Genomic DNA, 18,570 nt, shown 5'->3' with positions numbered 1-18,570 from the left:
CAGAATATTTCAAAGGAAGGCTGCTACGTGACGGAATTTGATATCGGTGAGTTTTTTATCCGGGGCGAAGCCAGAGAAGTTGAAGGCGAATTCCAGGCAGTCATTATCATGCGCGCCAAACCACCGCTGACCACCGTGACCTATCACCAGGTCGAGAAAGATCGCTGGTTCAAGACCTCGGACGTCGCCGCCATTGCCGCCCAGGAAGCCGCCAAGGCGCTGAAACTTGCCGTCGATGAAGGCGCATTGAAAGCCTGATAGCCGGTTTGCAGTCTATGCTCTCTTCTGCTTTTGAACATCGCCATCGAACTCCTGAAGCGCGGCTCTCTCAGATGTATTGAAGCCGCCCCTCAGATCTCGCACTCGACGCGACCCGCAAGGAGATGAACATGGATTCACCGACACATGACTTGAAAGGTTTGTTCGACCAACTCGGTCTGGACTCCAGCGAGAAGGCCATCGACGATTTCATTGCCAGCCATTCACCCCTGGCCGACAACAAGAAACTCATCGATGCCGAGTTCTGGACCCCGCAGCAGGCCGGCTTCCTGAAAGAACAATTGCGTGAAGACGCGGATTGGGCGCGGGTGGTCGACGACCTGAACCTGCGTATGCATCAGATTCACTAGCCGCTGATTCCATGCAGGCTGTCGGGTGTTTCGGCGTTCAGTTGCGCCAACCAGGCAGCCCTGCACTCCTGCGCCTCTTCGCGACTTGAGAACGCCGTTCCGCGGCGTTCGCCATTGAGTAGCACCACCCAACACACGCTCTTCCCCATCGTACGCAAACTGGCAGGCACACCGCTGCCTATCATGACTGCGACATCGACTTTGCTTTGCATGTTGACCTCTCGAGTTTCATTAGCAACCTAACTATGTAGGCATGGTAATGAGTTCATCGGCGAGGAAACAGCAATGGCGCTGCACAGATTAATTGTCAGAATCGCAACAATGCCGTGACGGCTGGGTACATATCCGTTTCTGCGGTCACGGCGACTTATGGTTCCGCTCTTACAGCGGGTCACTTGGAAAAGCCCCAAGTAACCAAGGGCTCTTGCCCCTGTCGTTCGGTGCCTCGCCCAGGCTCGGCATGCCCTCGCTCCGGTCCTGCTCCGTGGGCCCGCCGCCATCGGCCATCCATGGCCGGGGGCGGCTAACCCGGCATCCATGCCGGGTTGCCCACTGCGCAGAACCTCCACTCGGCCTCTCGAGGCGGCGGTGCATCAAGATCAAAAGCTGCAGGCGAGCTAACGCTCGGCCTGTTGAGTGGTGAGGGGCGCGCGTACACCGCCTCCCCCCCTGTAGGAGCTGTCGAGTGAAACGAGGCTGCGATCTTTTGATCTTGCCGTTGCTGTTGCTTTGCTTTGGCTTCAGATCTGCCGCCCCTTTTCCAGAGGCCGAACGCAGGCGTTGCGCAGGGGGCACCGCGGCAAGGATGCCGCGGTAGCCGCCCCCGGCCATGGATGGCCGATGGCGGCGGGCCCCCGGAGCAATGCCGGAGTGAGGGCATGCCGAGCCTAGGCGAGGCACCGAATGGCGGGGCAAGAGCCCTTGGTTACTTGGGGCTTTTCCAAGTGACTCGCTGTAAAAGCGAAACCGTAATCAGCCATCACCGCAGAAACGGATATGCCCCCAATCCAGCCCCAACCCCAACCCCCGTTAACAACAACAACAACACCAATCAACTCAACGAGGGCTTTCCGGCTTGTAACCCAACCGCAAACCACCCCAATGCCGGCCCTTAAGCATGATCGGCACCGAGAGGTCGTGCATCAGCTCACCGGTGTCGCGGGTGTAGGTTTGCAGCAATACGGCCTGCTGGTGACTGCCACAGCGGATCCCGGTGCGGTCGGCGAATTTGCGTTTGGTGCGGTTCTGCAAGGTATCGACCTGCGCATCACCGGTCAGTGGTTGGCTGAAGACCTTGTTGTGGGTCGGCACATAACCCTGCTGCGTACAGGCGATGGCGAACACCAGGCCTTCATGGCGCGGCAACAAGGGTTCCTGGATCGCCGGCAAGACCTGATCGGCGTAGCGATCGAAGCGAGTCTGGTACTTGGCCGGGCTGGTGTTGGGAATCGTCTGGTAATTGCGGTCGAACAGATCATCGAGGCTCACGCGACCCTCGTCGATATCCGCTTCAAAGCGCGCCGCAATCTGACTCGCCCCTTCGCGGGCCAAGTCATAAATCCGTTGGTGATAGTCATCCAGCCCGACTTCGGCGAGGCGTTCGCTGATGGTTTCGGCCTGACCTTCCATTTGCACCGCGGCCTGGGCCAGGCGCTGGGTCTGTTGGTCACTGATCGCCAGGTCGCTACGCATCTGTTCGATGGCGTGAAACAGGCTATCGAGTTGTTCGCGGTTGGTGTCGGCACCCCTGGCGATTTCCCCTACCTGGCTTTCGACGCCGGCAGCCAGACGCGCAATGTTCTCCAGATGCTGACCGGTGTGCTCGACCTGCTCGACACCGGTGTCGAGGTCGCTGGACAGTTGGCGGATCTGCTCCACCACTTGCGAGGTGCGTTGCTGAATATCAGCGACCATTTCCCCGACTTCGCCAGTGGCCGTCGCAGTACGCGCGGCCAGACCGCGAACCTCATCGGCCACCACCGCAAATCCGCGACCATGCTCCCCGGCCCGCGCCGCCTCGATAGCCGCGTTCAATGCCAGCAGATTGGTCTGGCTGGCGATGGACTGAATCACCAGGGTGACCCGCTGGATATCATCACTGCGCAGGCTCAGGGCTTCGATCAGTTCACGGCTGTTACTGGCGCGCTGACTGAGTTGATGCATACGGGCGATGGACTCGATCAGCTCCGTACGTCCTGCCGCGCTGCTCCGATGGGCCTCGCTGGCCGCACTGAGGGCTTCCCGGCTGAGTGTCGAGGTGGCTTGTTCGGTCGCGATCATCACTTCGGCGTTGCTGACAATCTGCGCCGCGGCACCGAGCTGCGATTGCAGTTTGTCGGCCAGTTGCTTGACGGAAAAGGCCACACCGGCGGCAGACAACGCGTTATGACTGGTGGTGTAGGAAAGATCGCGAGTCAACTCGGCAATCGCGCTGGCGCTGTCGACGGGGGTTGCTTCAGGGGTAGCGCGCGAGCGCAAGCGAGGTAGCCAGATCACCAGCACCGCCAATGGCAGGCCAAGGTAAAGCGACCAGCCGCCCAGCGCCATGCCGCACAACAAGAGCATCAGGGCGATGCTTTGCAGAGTCGGCGTCAGCCAAAGGTTTTTCGGCAAAAGCACGGGGGCAGACACTGCTGCCACCACAGATCCGTCACGCGTCATCTTCGTCATCCCCCGAGTCATTCTAATTGTTGTATCGGCATTAAACGCCACTACAAGGCCATTATCTATGGTCCATTAGTAGTGGGCCTTGCAGCAGATCAATAGAAATGCGCGGGTTTTTCGCAGACGAAAAAAAGCATCGCGGGCAAGCCTTGCTCCTGACAGGAGTGAGGTTTGCCCGCGATGCGGGGCGTTACGAAATCAGGCCTGACGCTGGTGCTTGTCGATCTGTTCGTGACGCTCTTGAGCTTCGATGCAGTACTTGGTGGTCGGGCTGATCAGCAAGCGCTTCAGGCCAATGGCCTCGCCGCTGTCGTCGCACCAGCCAAAGCTGTCTTCCTTGATGCGTTCCAGAGCCTGTTCCAACTGAGGCAGCATGCGCTGGTCGCGATCGATCGCGTTCACCAGCCAGGTGCGCTCTTCTTCAACAGAAGCAGCGTCGGCCGGATCGGCCGGAGTGTCCAGGCTTTCGATGGCGATGCGGTTCTGTTCGATGCGCTCATGGGTTTCGACTTTCATGTTCTGCAACAGCTCAGAGAAAAAAGCATGTTGCTCGGCATTCATGTAGTCATCCGCCGGCATGGCCAGCAACTTGTCCTTTGTCATTGATATCTCTATAAAAAAACGTGCATTAAGGCGAATTAGGGAGCGTTCCGGCGGACCTGGTCTGGCCATCGGAACGGCGCCGTGTAATTCCAAGCGCCACCCGGCACTCAATTTACGAGGGGCGGCAGTCTAAGGCCGACTTGAGGCCTCAGCAACTGAAAAGACAGCGAATTTGTCCGACAAAGCCCTGAAAGTGCTCTATGGCAGTCTTTGCGGTGGTTATCGGAGTGCGTTTATAGCAAGAAATTCAATCGAGCGGCTGTATATAGAAGACAAACGGCTGCGCCACGCGGGTCAGGCGTGGCGCATTGGCTGCTATATCCGAGGCTCAACGCTTGAGTTTGCGCTTGTTGCGGTACTGATCGATGACCACTGCGACCACGATGATCAAGCCTTTGATGATGTCCTGAATGTAAGCATCGACGCCGACAAAGGTGAAACCGCTGGCCATGACCCCGAGGATCAGTGCGCCGATTACCGTGCCGGTGATGCGCCCTACTCCGCCGGCCAGGCTGGTGCCGCCGATCACGGCCGCGGCAATCGCGTCCAGCTCGTAAGACATGCCCATCCCGGCCTGCCCGGTCGCGGCCCGTGCCGACGCCACCACACCCGCCAGGCCTGCCAGCAACCCGGCGATGCTGTAGACGATCACCAGATGCCGCTTGACGTTGATCCCCGAGGTACGCGCCGCCTGCATGTTGCCGCCGATGGCGTAGGTGTACTTGCCGTACTTGGTGTAACGCAGGGCGATGTGAAAGATCACCGCGACCACCAGGAAAATGATCACCGGCATCGCGCCGTGTCCGATCGCCGTGTAGGAATCCGAGAGCATGCTCACCGGCTGGCCTTCGGTGTAGTAACGCGCGAGGCCACGGGCCGAGACCATCATGCCGAGGGTGGCAATGAACGGCGGGATACCAGTGATGGCAATGATGCTGCCGTTGATCGCACCCGCCAGCAGCCCTACCCCGAGCCCGGCAATCACCGGAATCCACACCGGCAAGTCAGTCAGCGACGGGAACACCGCCCGGGCGAAGTCCGATGTCTGCGCCAGGCTGGCAGCGATCATCGCCGACAGCGCCAGCACCGAGCCCGAGGACAGGTCGATACCCGTGGTGATGATGACCTGGGTCACGCCGATCGCCAGCAGACCGATGATCGACACCTGCAGGATCATCAGCACCAGACGTTGGGAGTTCATCAGGAAGCTCTGGTCACGCACGATCCAGCCAAACACTTCAAAGACCAGGCCGATGCCAATCAGCACCAGGAAAATACTCAATTCGGTCGGAAAGCGCCGGCGACTCTTGACCGGTGCCGTTGCTGGCTTGTTTTCCAGTATCGCGTTCATAAACACTCACCCTTCTAATGAATTCCGGCATCGAATACATACCCTGTGGCCAGTGATTGCCTGTGGCGAGGGAGCTTGCTCCCGCTGGACTGCGCAGCAGTCCCATTCTTTTGGGGCCGCTTCGCGACCCAGCGGGAGCAAGCTCCCTCGCCACAAACAAGCTCCCCCGCCACAGGACTGTGTTCACACTCGAATTAATGACACTGGGACATACCCGAGGCCAATTGCATCACTCGTTCCTGGGTCGCCTCGCTGCGGTCGAGGGTGCCCATCAGGTCGCCCTCGTGCATGACCATCACCCGGTCGCTCATGCCGAGCACTTCCGGCAGCTCCGAGGAAATCATGATCACCGCCATGCCTTCGCTGGCGAGGCAGGAAATGAGCCGGTAGATCTCGGCCTTGGCGCCGACGTCGATACCGCGGGTCGGCTCGTCGAGGATCAGGATCCGTGGATTGGTCATCAGCCAGCGAGCCAGCAAGGCCTTCTGCTGGTTACCGCCGGACAAGGTGTCGATGCACTGCTCCAGCGACGGGGTTTTCACGCGTAGCTTCTTGCACATGTCTTCGCACAAGACGCGCAGGGCTTTTTGCTGGATGAAACCGTGGCCGGCGTAATGCGGCAGCACTGCCATTTCCATGTTCTCCAGCACCGACAGGCACGGGAACAGGCCGCTGAGCTTGCGATCCTCGGTCAGTAGCGCGAAGCCCTTCTCGATCGCCATGTGCGGATCGCTGATGCGCACCACTTCGCCGTCGAGACGAATCTCGCCACCGTCGCTCGGGGTGATGCCAAAAATCGCTTCGGCAACGTTGGTCCGCCCCGAGCCCATCAACCCGGCAATGCCGAGGATTTCACCGGCGTGCAGGTCGAAGGAAACATCCTTGAAAATGCCGTCCAGTTTCAGGTCGCGCACCGACAGCAACAGATCGCCGATCGGCTTTTCACGCACCGGGAACAACTGGCTCAGCTCGCGGCCGACCATCATCGAAATCAGGCTGTCGCCGTCCATGCTGTCAGCCCGCTGCAAGCCGATGTAGGCGCCGTCACGGAACACCGCCACTTCATCGGCGATGCTGAACACTTCGTTCATTTTGTGGGTGATGTAGATGATGCCTTTGCCCTGACTCTTGAGGTCGGCAATGATCGAGAACAGGTGCGCAACTTCCTTGTCGGTGATGGCCGAGGTCGGTTCATCCATGATCAGGATGTCAGAATCGTAGGACACAGCCTTGGCGATCTCGACCATCTGCCGTTCGGCGATGCTCAGGTTGCCGACCTGTTCTTCCGGATCGAGGTTGATCCGCAGGCGTTCCAGCAGTTTCGCTGTGCAGCGATGCATTTCGCGGTGGTCGATCATGTGGAAACCGTTGAGCTGCTCACGGCCGATCCAGATGTTCTCGGCGATGCTCATGTGCGGCATCAGGTTGAGTTCCTGGTGAATCATCGCGATCCCGGCCTGGAGCGCAGCCAAGGGCGTTTCGAAAACCACCGGTTTGCCTTTCAGGCGAAGTTCACCGGCGTCCGGCTGATAGATGCCGGCAATGATTTTCATCAGGGTGGATTTGCCGGCGCCGTTTTCGCCCATCAGGGCCAGCACGGAACCGGGGCGTACCCGAAGCTGCACATCAGACAAGGCCACCACACCGGGAAATCCCTTGCTGACGTTGATGATCTCCAGCAGGTACGGCTCATCGACAGGTGTTGCAGCTGGCTGGATACCCACCAACGGGGTGCTCGAAGCAGTCGCTGAAGCGAACATGATCAGGTACTCCATCAGCAAGGTCGCGGTCGCAACCTTGCGTGTTTATTGTTGTTATTGAGCGGACGGGCTATTTGAACGTGTCGACGTTTTGCGGGGTGATCAAGCGGTATGGCACCCAAACGGCCTGTTCAACCGGCTCGTTCCTGGCCATTTTCACGGCGGTGTCGATCGAACCGTCTGCCTGACCTTTGGCGTCCTGAAATACCGAGACCGCCATGCTGCCTTTCTTGATCGCGTTCAACCCGTCGGGCGTACCGTCGACACCGGCGATCAAAACGCTGCCTTTGTCGACACCGGCCTGACTCAGGGCCATGGCGGCACCGATGGCCATTTCGTCGTTGTTGGCCACGACTGCATCGAACTTGCGGCCCTGGGTCAGCCAGTCGTTGACCAGGGTCATGCCCTTGTCCCGCGACCAGATGCCGGTCTGCTCTTGCTCGATCTTGATGTTCGGGTATTTGGCCAGAACGTCTTTGACGCCCTTGGTGCGGTTGGTGGTGGAGTTGTTCGCGAGGTCGCCCAGCAGAATCACGATGTCGCCCTTGCCGCCCATTTTGTCGGCCAGGTACTGCATCTGCATTTCACCGGCTTCCAGATCGTTGGAGGCGACAGTCACCACGCCTTTGGGCAGCTTCAGGTCATCGGGGCGGCGGTTGACGTAGACCAGCGGGATGCCGGCCTTGACGGCGGCTTCAGTGATTTTTTTGGTGGCGGCGGTATCCACCGGGTTGACCACGATGGCATCGACCTTCTGGCTGATGAAGCTTTCTACCTGGCTCAACTGTTTGACCACGTCGCTGCGGGCGTCTTCGAATTGCAGCTGCACGCCCTCGGGGTAGGACTTGGCTTTCTTGTCCATGGATTCGCGCAGGTAGGTGAGCCAGGTGTCATCGAATTGGGACATGCTGACGCCGATCTTCATATCGGCGAGCGCCGCGCCACTGGCGAACATCAGGGACAAGGCAAGTGAGGCGAAGCGGATCTTGGTCTTCATGAAAAGTCTTTCTCCACATTCTTGTTGGTTTTATGGATGAGGCGTGACGATTTCAGTAAGCAGGCAAGCGGGAAAAGGGTTGAAACAGGTAGCGAGGCAGGTCGCTGAAAATGACTTTATTGGAATTTAATTTCCATATCAACTCATTTTAGAATTTTATTCTAAATTTATTCCATGGCTCTTGAACGGGCCCAATTCCACCACTTGATGCCGCTCGGCGCTCAGTCGCGCAGCGTCTAGCACGCGGGTGGTCGCCAGTGCATCACGGGCATCCACGGGCAGTGGGCCACCGCTCTGTAACGCGGCTTGTAGCTGTAAATAGAACTGATTCCAGCAACCGCGCTCGGAGGAAACCCGCTCGCGCACCTCACCCTGTTCGAACCAGCCCCAGCGGCGATGCTCTTCAACACCCCAGCGCTCACCTTCGGATTTCGGCGAGAGCCCGGCGAGTGCCGATGCTTCTTGCCCGTCGAGGCCATCGACGCTGTAACAACCTTGGGTGCCGGTCACCCGAAAGCGCGGGCCGGGGGTGTTTTGCAGGCAACTGCCACCCAGGTGGGAGGTGACGCCACTGGCATGAGTCAGGGCTATAAAGAAGCCGTTATCGAAGACCTGGCCTTTTTCCAGGTAATCCAGCTCGGCGTAGACCCGTGTCACCGGGCCGAACAACAGCAACGCCTGATCCACCAGATGGCTACCGAGATCGCGCAGGAAACCACCGCCACTGCCGTTGTTCACCGCCTGTGGCGAGTAACGCTCGATCCGCGATTCGAAACGGGTGACCTTGCCCAGCGCACCGGACTCGATGAGTTTGCGCACGGTCAGGAAGTCCGAATCCCAGCGACGGTTCTGGTAGACGCTGAGCTGCACGCCCTGGCGCTCGGCCATGGTGATCAGGGTTTGGGCTTGCTGCGCATCAGCGGCGAACGGTTTGTCGCTGACCACCGCCACCCCGTGTTCAATGCCATCGAGCACCAGCGCCGGACGGCCCTTGAGCGGTGTGGACACCACCAGCACATCGATCCCGGCCTCCACCAGTTGGCCGATGCTGTCGAACGCTGGCACCCCTGGGTGCTCGGCTGCCAGTAACTGTCGGCGTTCCGGTGAACGGGTGACCACACCCACAAACGTCGCCGCCGGCAAACTGCTGATCAGCGGAGCATGGAAAAACCGGCCGCCATGGCCGTAACCGACAAGTCCGATACGCATGTGTGCATTCCTTCTTATTGTTATGTAACCGCGGGCTTAGCCCTGTAGGAGCGAGGCTTGCCCGCGAAGGCGGCGGCACAGTCAACATTGATGTCCTCTGACACAGCGCCTTCGCGGGCAAGCCTCGCTCCTACAGGGGATCCGGGTTAGCCGTAGAAGTGTGGGCGGTCAGGGAGAGCTACTTTTACGATCTGGCCGCTGTTTTGGGCTTCGATGCAGGCATCTGCTGCGACGGCAGCGGCGAAACCGTCCCATGCCGATGGGCCGCCAACCTGGCCAGCGCGCACACCATCAATAAACGCCTGCAACTCGACGTCGTACGCTGCGATGAAACGATCCTTCCAATCCATCAGAATCGCGTTGGACAGCTTCGCGCCGCTGCGCAACTGAACCTGCGATGGCTCCGGCAGTTTGGCGATGCCAGTCTCCCCCACCACTTCGCACTGGATGTCGTAGCCGTATTGGCAGTTAACAAACACTTCCACGTCGATGCGCGTGCCCTTGGCGGTTTCCAGCAGCACGATCTGCGGGTCTTTCAAATGCGCGAGCGCCTTGCTGCTCTTGCGTGGGAACACCACTTGCACCGATACGTAATCGTCGTCGAGCAACCAGCGCAACACGTCCAGTTCATGGATCAGCGTGTCGGTGATCGCCATGTCGGTCTTGTAGTTTTCACCCACGGTCGGGTTGCGGTGCGCGCAGTGCAACATCAATGGCTCGCCAATCTGACCGCTGTCGATCACGGCTTTCAGTGCCCGATAACCTTCGTCATACGGGCGCATGAAACCGACCTGAACCAAGCGTTTACCGTGGGCCACTTCGGCCTCGACGATTTTGCGGCAGCCTTCAGCGGTGACCGCCAGCGGTTTCTCGCAGAACACCGGCTTACCCGCGGCAATCGCGGCCAGTACGAACTCTTCGTGGCTCGGGCCCCAGGAGGTGACGAGGATCGCTTCGACCTCCGGCGCCTTGATCAACGCGTGGCCGTCGGGATAGACCTCGGCGGTCAGCTTCAGGTCGGAAACCACGTTCGCGGCTTGTTGCAAATTGATATCGGTGACCGCGACTACCTGGCTGTTAAGCAAGGTCTGGCTGCAACGACGAATGTGATCCTGGCCGATGGCCCCGGTACCGATGACGCCAAGCTTCAAAGACATTTAATGACTCCTAGATTTGTTGTTGTTCGTTCAGGGCAATCAGTACTGACGGGCCTTGGCCAGTCGTTCATTCAGGGTCTTGGCCACCGCATCGGTGCGGGCGCTGGTGGAGACTTGCGCCACGCCGACCCGCCACCACGACAGATAGCCGTGAATCATGGTTTTGGGCAGCACCTTGATGTCGATCAGCGTCGACACCGTCTGCAAGCGCGCATCGGCCAATGCCGCTTTGAGTTCTTCGACCGTGTTCACCTTGTAGGTCTTGCAGCCATAAGCCGCCGCGCTCATGGCGAAATCCACCGGCACGAACCCGCCGTCGAGCTTGCCGGTTTCCGGGTTACGGAACCGGAACTCGGTGCCGAAGCTGTCCATGCCGTTGCCCATCTGCAGGTTGTTGATGCAACCGAAGGTCATGTTGTCGAGCAACACCACGTTGATCTTGCGTCGCTCCTGAATCGAGGTCGCCAGTTCCGAGTGCAGCATCATGTAAGAGCCGTCGCCGACCAGCGCATAGACCTCGCGATCCGGCTCGGCAAGTTTCACACCCAACGCGGCGTTGACCTCGTACCCCATGCAGGAATAGCCGTACTCGACGTGATAGGTGTTCACCCCCTTGCTGCGCCAGCTGCGCTGCAAGTCACCGGGCAGACTGCCGGCGGCGGCGACGATCACAGCGTCATCGGCGAGGGTTTCATTGAGCACACCGAGCACGCGGCTCTGGGTCAGGCAGGAACCGGTCAGCTCGATGAATTCGCGCAGCACCGCCGGGTCCATGTGGTCGTTGATTTCCGGGATGAAATCTTTGCTCTGGTATTCGACCTGATAGATGCGGTCGACTTCCTCGTCCAGTTGCGCCTTGGCCTGACGCGGTTGATCACCCCACGCAGAACGGTAATCGCCCAAAGCTTCAGCCAAGGCTTGCAGCCCGACTTTGGCGTCCGCCAACAGTTGCACACCGTCGAGCTTCAGGGCATCGCACGGGCTGATATTGAGGTTGAGGAATTGCACGTCCGGATGCTGGAACAGGGATTTCGACGCAGTGGTGAAATCGCTGTAGCGCGTGCCGACTCCGATGATCAGATCCGCATCCCTGGCCAACAGATTCGCCGCCAGGCAGCCAGTTTCGCCAATCCCGCCAACGTTCAGCCGGTGACTGGACACCACCGCACTCTTGCCGGCCTGGGTTTCGGTGAAAGGAATATCGAAGCGCTCGGCAAACGCCTGCAATGCGGCATTGGCGCCGGAGTATCTGACCCCGCCACCGCAAATGATCAGCGGCTTGCGCTTGCCTTTGAACAGCGCCAGCGCATCACCGAGCATCGCTTCAGTCGCCGGACGACGCTCAATACGGTGCACGCGTTTTTGCAGGAAGTAATCAGGGTAGTCGTAGGCTTCGGCTTGCACGTCTTGCGGCAAGGCCAGGGTTACCGCGCCGGTTTCGGCGGGGTCAGTGAGCACGCGCATGGCGTGGATCGCCGCCGTCATGAGTTGCTCGGGACGGTTGATGCGGTCCCAGTATTTGCTCACGGCCTTGAACGCGTCGTTGGTGCTGATGCTCAGGTCGTGGAACTGCTCGATCTGTTGCAGCACCGGGTCCGGCTGGCGGCAGGCGTAAACATCGCCGGGCAACAGCAGCAAGGGAATGCGGTTGGCGGTCGCCGTCGCGGCGGCGGTCAGCATGTTCGCCGCGCCTGGGCCTACCGATGAGGAGCAGGCGTAGATCTTGCGCCGCAGGTGTTGCTTGGCGAAACCGATGGCCGCGTGCGCCATGCCTTGCTCGTTGCGACCCTGATGGACGATCAGGTCGCCGCTGTCCTGTTCCAGGGCTTGCCCAAGACCCAGCACATTGCCGTGGCCGAAAATGGTAAAGATCCCGGCGACGAATTTGCTTTGAACCCCATCGACCTCGATGTACTGGTTATCGAGGAATTTCACCAGGGCCTGAGCCATGGTCAGTCTTGTTGTGGTCATAACCGCACCTTTCAGGCCAAAGAGTTCTTCAGGTGATCCATGCTCGCGCCGATCGCCTGCTGGATATCCGCCAGGCCATGGACGCTGTCGGCAAACGGTTCGAACGACAGATAGCCGCTGTATCCGCTGCTGAGCAAGGTGTCGATTTGCGCCGCGTTGCCGAGGATGTCGCCCTCGCCCACCAGCACCCGATGCCCGTCGCGAATGCTCGTCAACGGTGCCTCGGCGTCCTCGACACCGGAGATGTGCACCAACCCGGTCAGCTCGGGGAAGAACTCATGCTCGCTGGCCAGGTGATGGTGAAAGGTGTCGTGAACCAGCCGGAACACATCCAGCCCGCCGATGGCCTTGATCGCGTCCACCGCCGTGCGCTTGCGGCGCAGCGAGCATTCTTCGAAACCCAGCGGCTCGATGAAACCGAGAATGCCGTGATCGCGCAGGATCGGCGCCAGTTCAGTCAACGCCGTGCGCAGACCTGAAGCACGTGCGGCCTCGGTACGCGGGTCGGCACGGTCATTGAGCGGGCACATGACCAGCCCTTGAGCGCCGCAGTCACGGGCATAAGCGGCCAGCTTCAAGGCCTGTGCACGACGCTCGTCATTCCACACATCAAACGGATACAGCGCGTTGATCGACAGCACGGTAATGCCATGGGCGGCACACAACTCACGGACGCGCTCGGGTGCGGTGCCGTCTTCGATCTCGACGCCTTTAAGGTCGTTGCGAATTTCGATGGCGTCGGCCTTGAGGGTCACCGCCAGCTCGATGAACGCGGGCAGGGACAAACGTGGGGCGACCATACGGTTCAAGGCGAAACGCAGGGGCTTGCTCATTATTGTTGTTCTCCGCACAGGTGAATTAGTTGGCCGTCGGCATGCTGAATTCAGGGCCCTTGGCGATGCTGTCGGGCCAGCGCTGCATCACGCTTTTGTAGCGGCTGTAGAAGCGAATGCCTTCTTCGCCGTAAGCGTGGTGATCGCCGAACAGCGAGCGCTTCCAGCCGCCGAAAGAGTGCCAGGCCATCGGCACCGGAATCGGCACGTTGATGCCGACCATGCCCACTTTGATAGTGCGGGCGAAGGCGCGGGCGATGCCGCCGTCGCGAGTGAAACAGGACACGCCGTTGCCGAACTCGTGGGCGTTGATCAACGCGACGGCGCTGGCGAAATCCGGTACCCGCACGATGCCCAGCACCGGGCCGAAAATTTCCTGTTGGTAGATGCTCATCTCGGTCGTGACGTTGTCGAACAGCGTCGCGCCGACGAAGAAGCCGTTCTCGGCACCCGGCACCTTGAAGTGGCGGCCATCAACGATCAGCTGCGCGCCCTGAGCCACGCCTTCGTCGATGAAACCTTCGACCTTGGCCTTGTGCTCGGCTGTCACCAGCGGCCCCATGTCGCTGTCGCCCTTCAGGCCGTTGCCGACTTTCAGTTGATCAATACGCGGCAGCAGTTTGGCAATCAGTTGGTCGCCGACATCACCCACCGCCACGGCAATCGAAATCGCCATGCAGCGCTCGCCGGCCGAGCCGTAAGCCGCGCCGATCAAGGCATCCGCCGCTTGATCCAGATCCGCGTCGGGCATGACGATCATGTGATTTTTCGCCCCGCCCAGTGCCTGCACACGCTTGCCGCGGGAGGTGGCTTGCTGGTGGATGTACTCGGCAATCGGCGTCGAGCCGACAAAGGAAATCGCCTCGATGTCCGGGTGTTGCAGCAACGCGTCGACCGCGGTCTTGTCGCCCTGAACCACGTTGAACACACCGTCCGGCAAACCGGCTTCGCTCAACAGGCGGGCCATCAGCAAACTGGCGGACGGGTCGCGCTCGGACGGCTTGAGGATGAAGCAGTTACCGGTGATCAGCGCCAGCGGGATCATCCACAGCGGCACCATCACCGGGAAGTTGAACGGCGTCACGCCGGCACACACGCCCAACGGCTGGCGCAGGTTCCAGTTATCAATGCCGCCGCCGATGTTGTCGCTGAACTCGGTTTTCAGCAGGTTCGGCGCACCGCAGGCGTACTCGACGATTTCGATGCCCCGGGTGACTTCGCCCTTGGCGTCCGAAAACACCTTGCCGTGTTCGCGGCTGATGATTTCTGCCAGCTCATCGTGATGCTGGTCGAGCAATTCCTTGAACTTGAACATCACCCGCGAACGGCGCAGGGACGATTGCTCGGACCAGGCCGGAAAGGCTTTCAAGGCCGAGGCGACAGCTTCGTCGACGGTCTTCTGGCTGGCCAGTCCGACGCGCGCCTGGACGCTGCCGGTGGCCGGGTTGAAGACGTTGCTGAACCGTTCGCTGTTGCTGTCTTGCACTTGACCGTGGATGTAATGGCCGATGATCGGGGCGCTGCTCATTGATCGTGTTCTCCATGCAGAGGTTGAAATTCAGGCTTTTCAGTTCAGAGATCGAGCAGCCAGCTGTGCTGCGGATCGTTATGGAACTGCCAGACACGTTTCGGGCCGGCCATCACGTTCAGGTAGTAGGACTCGTAGCCGTACGGCACGCTGACCGGGTGATAGCCCTTGGGCACAACCACGAGGTCGCTGTTTTCCACGGCCATGGCCTGATCGATGCTGCGGTCATCGGTGTACACCCGCTGGAACACGAAGCCCTGGGGCGGGTTGATCTGGTGGTAATAGGTTTCTTCGAGAAAGCTCTGGTGCGGCAAATCGTCGGTGTCGTGCTTGTGCGGCGGGTAGCTCGACGAGTGACCCGACGGCGTGCGTACTTCCACCACCAGCAGCGAATGGGCCGGCTCGGTGTCCGGCAGGATGTCGCAGACGTAACGCGTGTTGGCGCCTTTGCCGCGCACACTGCGCTTCATGCTGTCGGGTTTGATCAGTCGTGGGCCGAGGCCGTTGCTCGTTGAGCCGGGCGCGGCGCACACGGCAATCTGCACATCGCTGAGCGCGACCACTTGCGCCTGACTGCCGGGTGGCAAGTACGCGGCGAAGGGGGATTTGTCTTCGAACACCGACTGGCGATCGCCGATGTTGTCCCAGTCGAACGCGCCCTGCCCCGGCGCTTCGCCCTTGATGCTGACTCGACCGCTGAGCAGCACCAGGCACAGTTCTTTATCACCGGCCGACACCGGTAGCGTTTCGCCCAGGCTCAAGCGGTAAGCGGCGAAGCCGACGTATTCCAGCTCACCTTTGCCCAGCTCGACCATGGTCCGGCCACGGGCATTGCTTTTGACCAGCAGGCTCATCGCTTAATCCTCTCATCGAGCAGCACACGCAAGGTGTCGTAGCCTTTTTTGGCGTAGACGTAGCTCGGTGCCACCGCGGGGTCCTGCTCGGCTTCGACCACCAGCCAGCCGTGGTAATCGGCCGCCAGCAGCACGTCGAGCAAGGCGCCGAAATCGATGTCGCCATCACCGGGCACGGTGAACGTGCCGTTGATGATGCAGTCCGGGAAGCTCCACAGATTGTTGCGTGCCAGTTGCACCACCGGTTTGCGCACGTCCTTGAAATGCACGTGACAGATGCGTTCGATGTGTTTGCGCAGCACCTGCAACGGTTCGCCGCCGCCCATGTAGCAATGGCCCGAATCGAACAGCAGGCCGACTTCACTGCCGGTCAACGCCATCAACTTGTCGATGTCTGCCGGGGATTCGACGTAGGCGCCCATGTGGTGGTGATACGCGAGGCGCACGCCTTGGGACAAGGTGAAGCGCGCCAACTCAGTGAGCTTGTCGGCGTATGCTTGCCAGGCGTGTTCGGTGTGGAAACGTGGACGCTCGACCAGCGGAATGCGCTGGCCTTGAATGGAGTCGGCGACTTCACCGTACACCAACACTTTGGCGCCGTTCTTCGCCAACAGCTCGACATGACTGCCGATGGCGTCGATTTCTTCGGCCACCGAGCGGCGGGCCAGACGGCTGGAATACCAGCCGGACACCAGCGCCAGGTCATAGGGACGTAGCACGTCACCAACGCCTTTGGCGTCCTTGGGGAATTTGCCGTTGAGCTCGAAACCTTCGTAGCCGATGTCCTTGCCTTCGCTCAGGGCGGTGCTAAGCGGCGTCTCGCCACCGAGGGACGGCAAGTCGTCGTTGCTCCAGGAGATCGGGTTGATGCCAATTCGAATAGCGGGCATGGCTGCACCTTTTATTGTTTTACCTAACCATTGAATACGACGCGAACCCCTTGTAGGAGTGAGCCTGCTCGCGATAGCGGTGTATCAAGCGACATTAATGTTGACTGTCAGTCCGCTTTCGCGAGCAGGCTCGCTCCTACAGGGGATTTGCGGTGTGGCGTCATGCGCGGGCTGTTCGCCAGGCATCGATCAGTTCGACGAACGTGCCCTGCACCTGACGGATCAGCGCCTCGTCGTCGATTTCACCGGCCATCCACGCGCGGCTCGGCTCCTGGAATATCGTCCGGCCCACGGCGAAACCACGGCAAGTCTGGCTCTGGCTGGCCTGTTGAAACCCTTCGGCCAATGCCGCTGCCGGTGCATTCAGCCCCAGCAACACCACGCCACGGCAGTACGGATCACGCTCCTGAATCAGCTCGTCGAGTTGTTTCCACTCCTCGGCGCTCTGCGCTTCGATCTTCCACCACGCCGGGTAAATGCCCAGGTTGTAGAGGCGTTTCAGCGCGCGATAGAGCACGTCCGGATGGGTCGAGGGATGATCCTTGGGCGGGATGATTTCCAGCAGCAGTTCATGACCACTGACCTGCGAGGCCTGGTACAAACCCTTGATCTGCGCTTCCTGTTCCAGTCGCAGCATCGGCTCATCGTCAGGGTGAAATTGCACCAGGCACTTGATGATTTGTTCCTGCGGCCAGGCGATCAGGTTGCTGCCGATGGAGCGCCCATGCTCGAAAGCCAATGGCCGCGAACCCTGCACTTCCACCGGACGCGCCACCCACCAGCCGCGACCGGTGGCGGCGTTCAGCGAGTCCTGGCCGAAGCGTTGATCGGCCAGCAGCCCGACATCGGCCTCGATGCCCTGCTCGCGCAAATCGGCTTCGACCCGCTCCACGGCTTTGATAAACAGTTGCTTGAGTTCGCCGATGGCGCTCAGGTCGCGACCGCCCTTGTGCGCAAGCTCCACCAGTTGCCCGCGATGGTCGAAGGCAAAAATGAACAGTTGCTTCCACTGTTTGCGCGGCACGCTGACCTGATGCAGACGCTGCAACACCGCGTCCTGATCCGGCCGGGTAATCGGCACCGGACTGTTGAACAGATAGTCGAGTTCGGCGCGGGTCGGCATGGCCGGCGCGCAGGCATGGCGCGACACCACCAGACCGCCACAGGCATTGGCCAACTGGCAGCAGCGCTCGTCGCTCGCGTCCTCCAGCCAACCGGCGAGGAAGCCCGACATGAACGCATCGCCAGCGCCCAGCACGTTCAACACTTCCACCCGAACACCGGGATAAATCGCGCCGTCTTCGAGACGTGCCGGGATCATCCCGTGAATCACCGTGCAGCCCTGCGGACCGAGCTTGACCACCAGGGTCGCCGCGCTCACGAGCCGCACATTACGCAGCGCGGTTAGCAAATCCTCGGAACCGCCGGCAATCAAAAACTCTTCTTCAGTGCCGACGATCAGGTCGAAACGCGGGAGGATTTTCTGCACATGCTGGCTGACGTTCTGGTCGGCGACGAAACGGGTTTCGCCGTCAGCCTTGCCGGCCAGGCCCCAGAGCACCGGGCGATAGTCGATGTCCAGCACCCGTTTGACGTTGTGCTTCTCGGCGTAATCCAGCGCCTGGATGCTCGCCCTGTAGACGCCGTCGGTGGAGAAATGGGTGCCGGTGATCAGCAAGGCTTTGCTGGAAGCGATGAAGGCTTCGCTGATGTCTTCGGCCCGCAGCGCCATGTCGGCGCAGTTTTCGCGGTAGAAGACCAAAGGAAAGGTTTCGCGATCCTTGAGGCCCAGCAGGACCATGGCGGTCAGGCGTTCCGGATCGACCTTGATGCCGCTGACATCGCAACCTTCGCGGGCCAGGGATTCAACAAGGAAGCGGCCCATGTGGTCGTCCCCTACCCGGCTCAGCATCGCCGATTTCAGGCCCAGCCGAGCCGTGCCGAAAGCGATGTTGGCGGACGATCCACCGAGGTATTTGGCGAAGCTTGAAACATCTTCCAACCGCGCTCCGACTTGCTGCGCATAGAGGTCGACGCCCAGGCGCCCCAGGCAAATCAGATCCAATTGACGCCCACTGGCAAAACGAGTCTGGCCCATGCTGGCTCCTGTTATTTTTATCAGCC

The 18,570-nt window shown here is 60.3% G+C and carries 16 protein-coding genes; 2 read left to right on the top strand and 14 right to left on the bottom strand.

Features of this window, described 5'->3' with window-relative positions; all coding sequences use genetic code 11:
• Positions 1 to 27: 27 nt before the first annotated feature.
• Positions 28 to 258: a hypothetical protein gene (locus ABH912_RS00875; protein ID WP_033057642.1), complete on the top strand. Its 231-nt coding sequence runs from the start codon at positions 28 to 30 to the stop codon at positions 256 to 258.
• A gap of 131 nt (positions 259 to 389) precedes the next feature.
• Positions 390 to 629, top strand: coding sequence for a DUF2789 domain-containing protein (locus ABH912_RS00870; RefSeq protein WP_008151672.1), 240 nt, complete (start codon positions 390 to 392; stop codon positions 627 to 629).
• On the opposite strand, the gene ABH912_RS00865 is transcribed toward ABH912_RS00870, so the two are convergent.
• From ABH912_RS00865 to ABH912_RS00800, 14 genes are all read right to left on the bottom strand, one after another.
• Complete coding sequence (locus tag ABH912_RS00865) at positions 626 to 841, bottom strand: hypothetical protein (protein ID WP_033057639.1); 216 nt, start codon at positions 839 to 841, stop codon at positions 626 to 628. The genes ABH912_RS00870 and ABH912_RS00865 overlap by 4 nt on opposite strands.
• Positions 842 to 1,685: 844 nt before the next feature.
• The gene (locus ABH912_RS00860; RefSeq protein ID WP_419866192.1) at positions 1,686 to 2,909 is read right to left on the bottom strand and encodes a methyl-accepting chemotaxis protein; all 1,224 of its coding nucleotides are present in this window, start codon (positions 2,907 to 2,909) and stop codon (positions 1,686 to 1,688) included.
• A 582-nt stretch (positions 2,910 to 3,491) separates the two neighbouring features.
• The gene (locus ABH912_RS00855; protein WP_007907888.1) at positions 3,492 to 3,896 is read right to left on the bottom strand and encodes a TraR/DksA family transcriptional regulator; all 405 of its coding nucleotides are present in this window, start codon (positions 3,894 to 3,896) and stop codon (positions 3,492 to 3,494) included.
• 328 nt (positions 3,897 to 4,224) lie between these two features.
• Positions 4,225 to 5,247 (bottom strand): ABC transporter permease, encoded by a 1,023-nt coding sequence (locus tag ABH912_RS00850; protein ID WP_008153855.1) that lies wholly within the window; start codon positions 5,245 to 5,247, stop codon positions 4,225 to 4,227.
• A 194-nt stretch (positions 5,248 to 5,441) separates the two neighbouring features.
• On the bottom strand, positions 5,442 to 7,007 hold the full coding sequence (locus ABH912_RS00845; RefSeq protein WP_429509320.1) for a sugar ABC transporter ATP-binding protein: 1,566 nt from the start codon (positions 7,005 to 7,007) through the stop codon (positions 5,442 to 5,444).
• 70 nt (positions 7,008 to 7,077) lie between these two features.
• Positions 7,078 to 8,004 carry a sugar ABC transporter substrate-binding protein gene (locus ABH912_RS00840; RefSeq protein ID WP_033057636.1) on the bottom strand — a complete coding sequence of 309 codons (927 nt, stop codon included), beginning with the start codon at positions 8,002 to 8,004 and terminating at the stop codon, positions 7,078 to 7,080.
• A gap of 156 nt (positions 8,005 to 8,160) precedes the next feature.
• The gene (locus tag ABH912_RS00835) at positions 8,161 to 9,213 is read right to left on the bottom strand and encodes a Gfo/Idh/MocA family protein (RefSeq protein WP_429509319.1); all 1,053 of its coding nucleotides are present in this window, start codon (positions 9,211 to 9,213) and stop codon (positions 8,161 to 8,163) included.
• 146 nt (positions 9,214 to 9,359) lie between these two features.
• On the bottom strand, positions 9,360 to 10,370 hold the full coding sequence (locus tag ABH912_RS00830) for a Gfo/Idh/MocA family protein (protein ID WP_429509318.1): 1,011 nt from the start codon (positions 10,368 to 10,370) through the stop codon (positions 9,360 to 9,362).
• A gap of 39 nt (positions 10,371 to 10,409) precedes the next feature.
• The gene (iolD, locus tag ABH912_RS00825) at positions 10,410 to 12,341 is read right to left on the bottom strand and encodes a 3D-(3,5/4)-trihydroxycyclohexane-1,2-dione acylhydrolase (decyclizing) (protein ID WP_429509317.1); all 1,932 of its coding nucleotides are present in this window, start codon (positions 12,339 to 12,341) and stop codon (positions 10,410 to 10,412) included.
• Between the two features lie 11 nt (positions 12,342 to 12,352).
• The gene (locus ABH912_RS00820) at positions 12,353 to 13,174 is read right to left on the bottom strand and encodes a TIM barrel protein (protein ID WP_429509316.1); all 822 of its coding nucleotides are present in this window, start codon (positions 13,172 to 13,174) and stop codon (positions 12,353 to 12,355) included.
• A gap of 25 nt (positions 13,175 to 13,199) precedes the next feature.
• Positions 13,200 to 14,702, bottom strand: a complete 1,503-nt coding sequence (locus tag ABH912_RS00815; protein ID WP_429509315.1) for a CoA-acylating methylmalonate-semialdehyde dehydrogenase — start codon at positions 14,700 to 14,702, stop codon at positions 13,200 to 13,202.
• Positions 14,703 to 14,746: 44 nt separating this feature from the next.
• Positions 14,747 to 15,556, bottom strand: a complete 810-nt coding sequence (gene iolB / locus ABH912_RS00810) for a 5-deoxy-glucuronate isomerase (protein ID WP_033057630.1) — start codon at positions 15,554 to 15,556, stop codon at positions 14,747 to 14,749.
• Entirely contained in the window at positions 15,553 to 16,446 is an 894-nt protein-coding gene (iolE, locus tag ABH912_RS00805; protein ID WP_033057628.1) for a myo-inosose-2 dehydratase, read from the bottom strand. The genes iolB and iolE overlap by 4 nt, the downstream gene beginning before the upstream one ends.
• A gap of 160 nt (positions 16,447 to 16,606) precedes the next feature.
• Positions 16,607 to 18,544, bottom strand: coding sequence for a bifunctional 5-dehydro-2-deoxygluconokinase/5-dehydro-2-deoxyphosphogluconate aldolase (locus ABH912_RS00800; protein WP_429509314.1), 1,938 nt, complete (start codon positions 18,542 to 18,544; stop codon positions 16,607 to 16,609).
• Positions 18,545 to 18,570: the final 26 nt, after the last annotated feature.

The sequence above is a fragment of the Pseudomonas sp. BT76 TE3572 genome (assembly GCF_050435365.1).
GTDB classification, from domain to species: domain Bacteria; phylum Pseudomonadota; class Gammaproteobacteria; order Pseudomonadales; family Pseudomonadaceae; genus Aquipseudomonas; species Aquipseudomonas fluorescens_W.
This window is presented reverse-complemented; position numbering and strand designations above follow the sequence as displayed.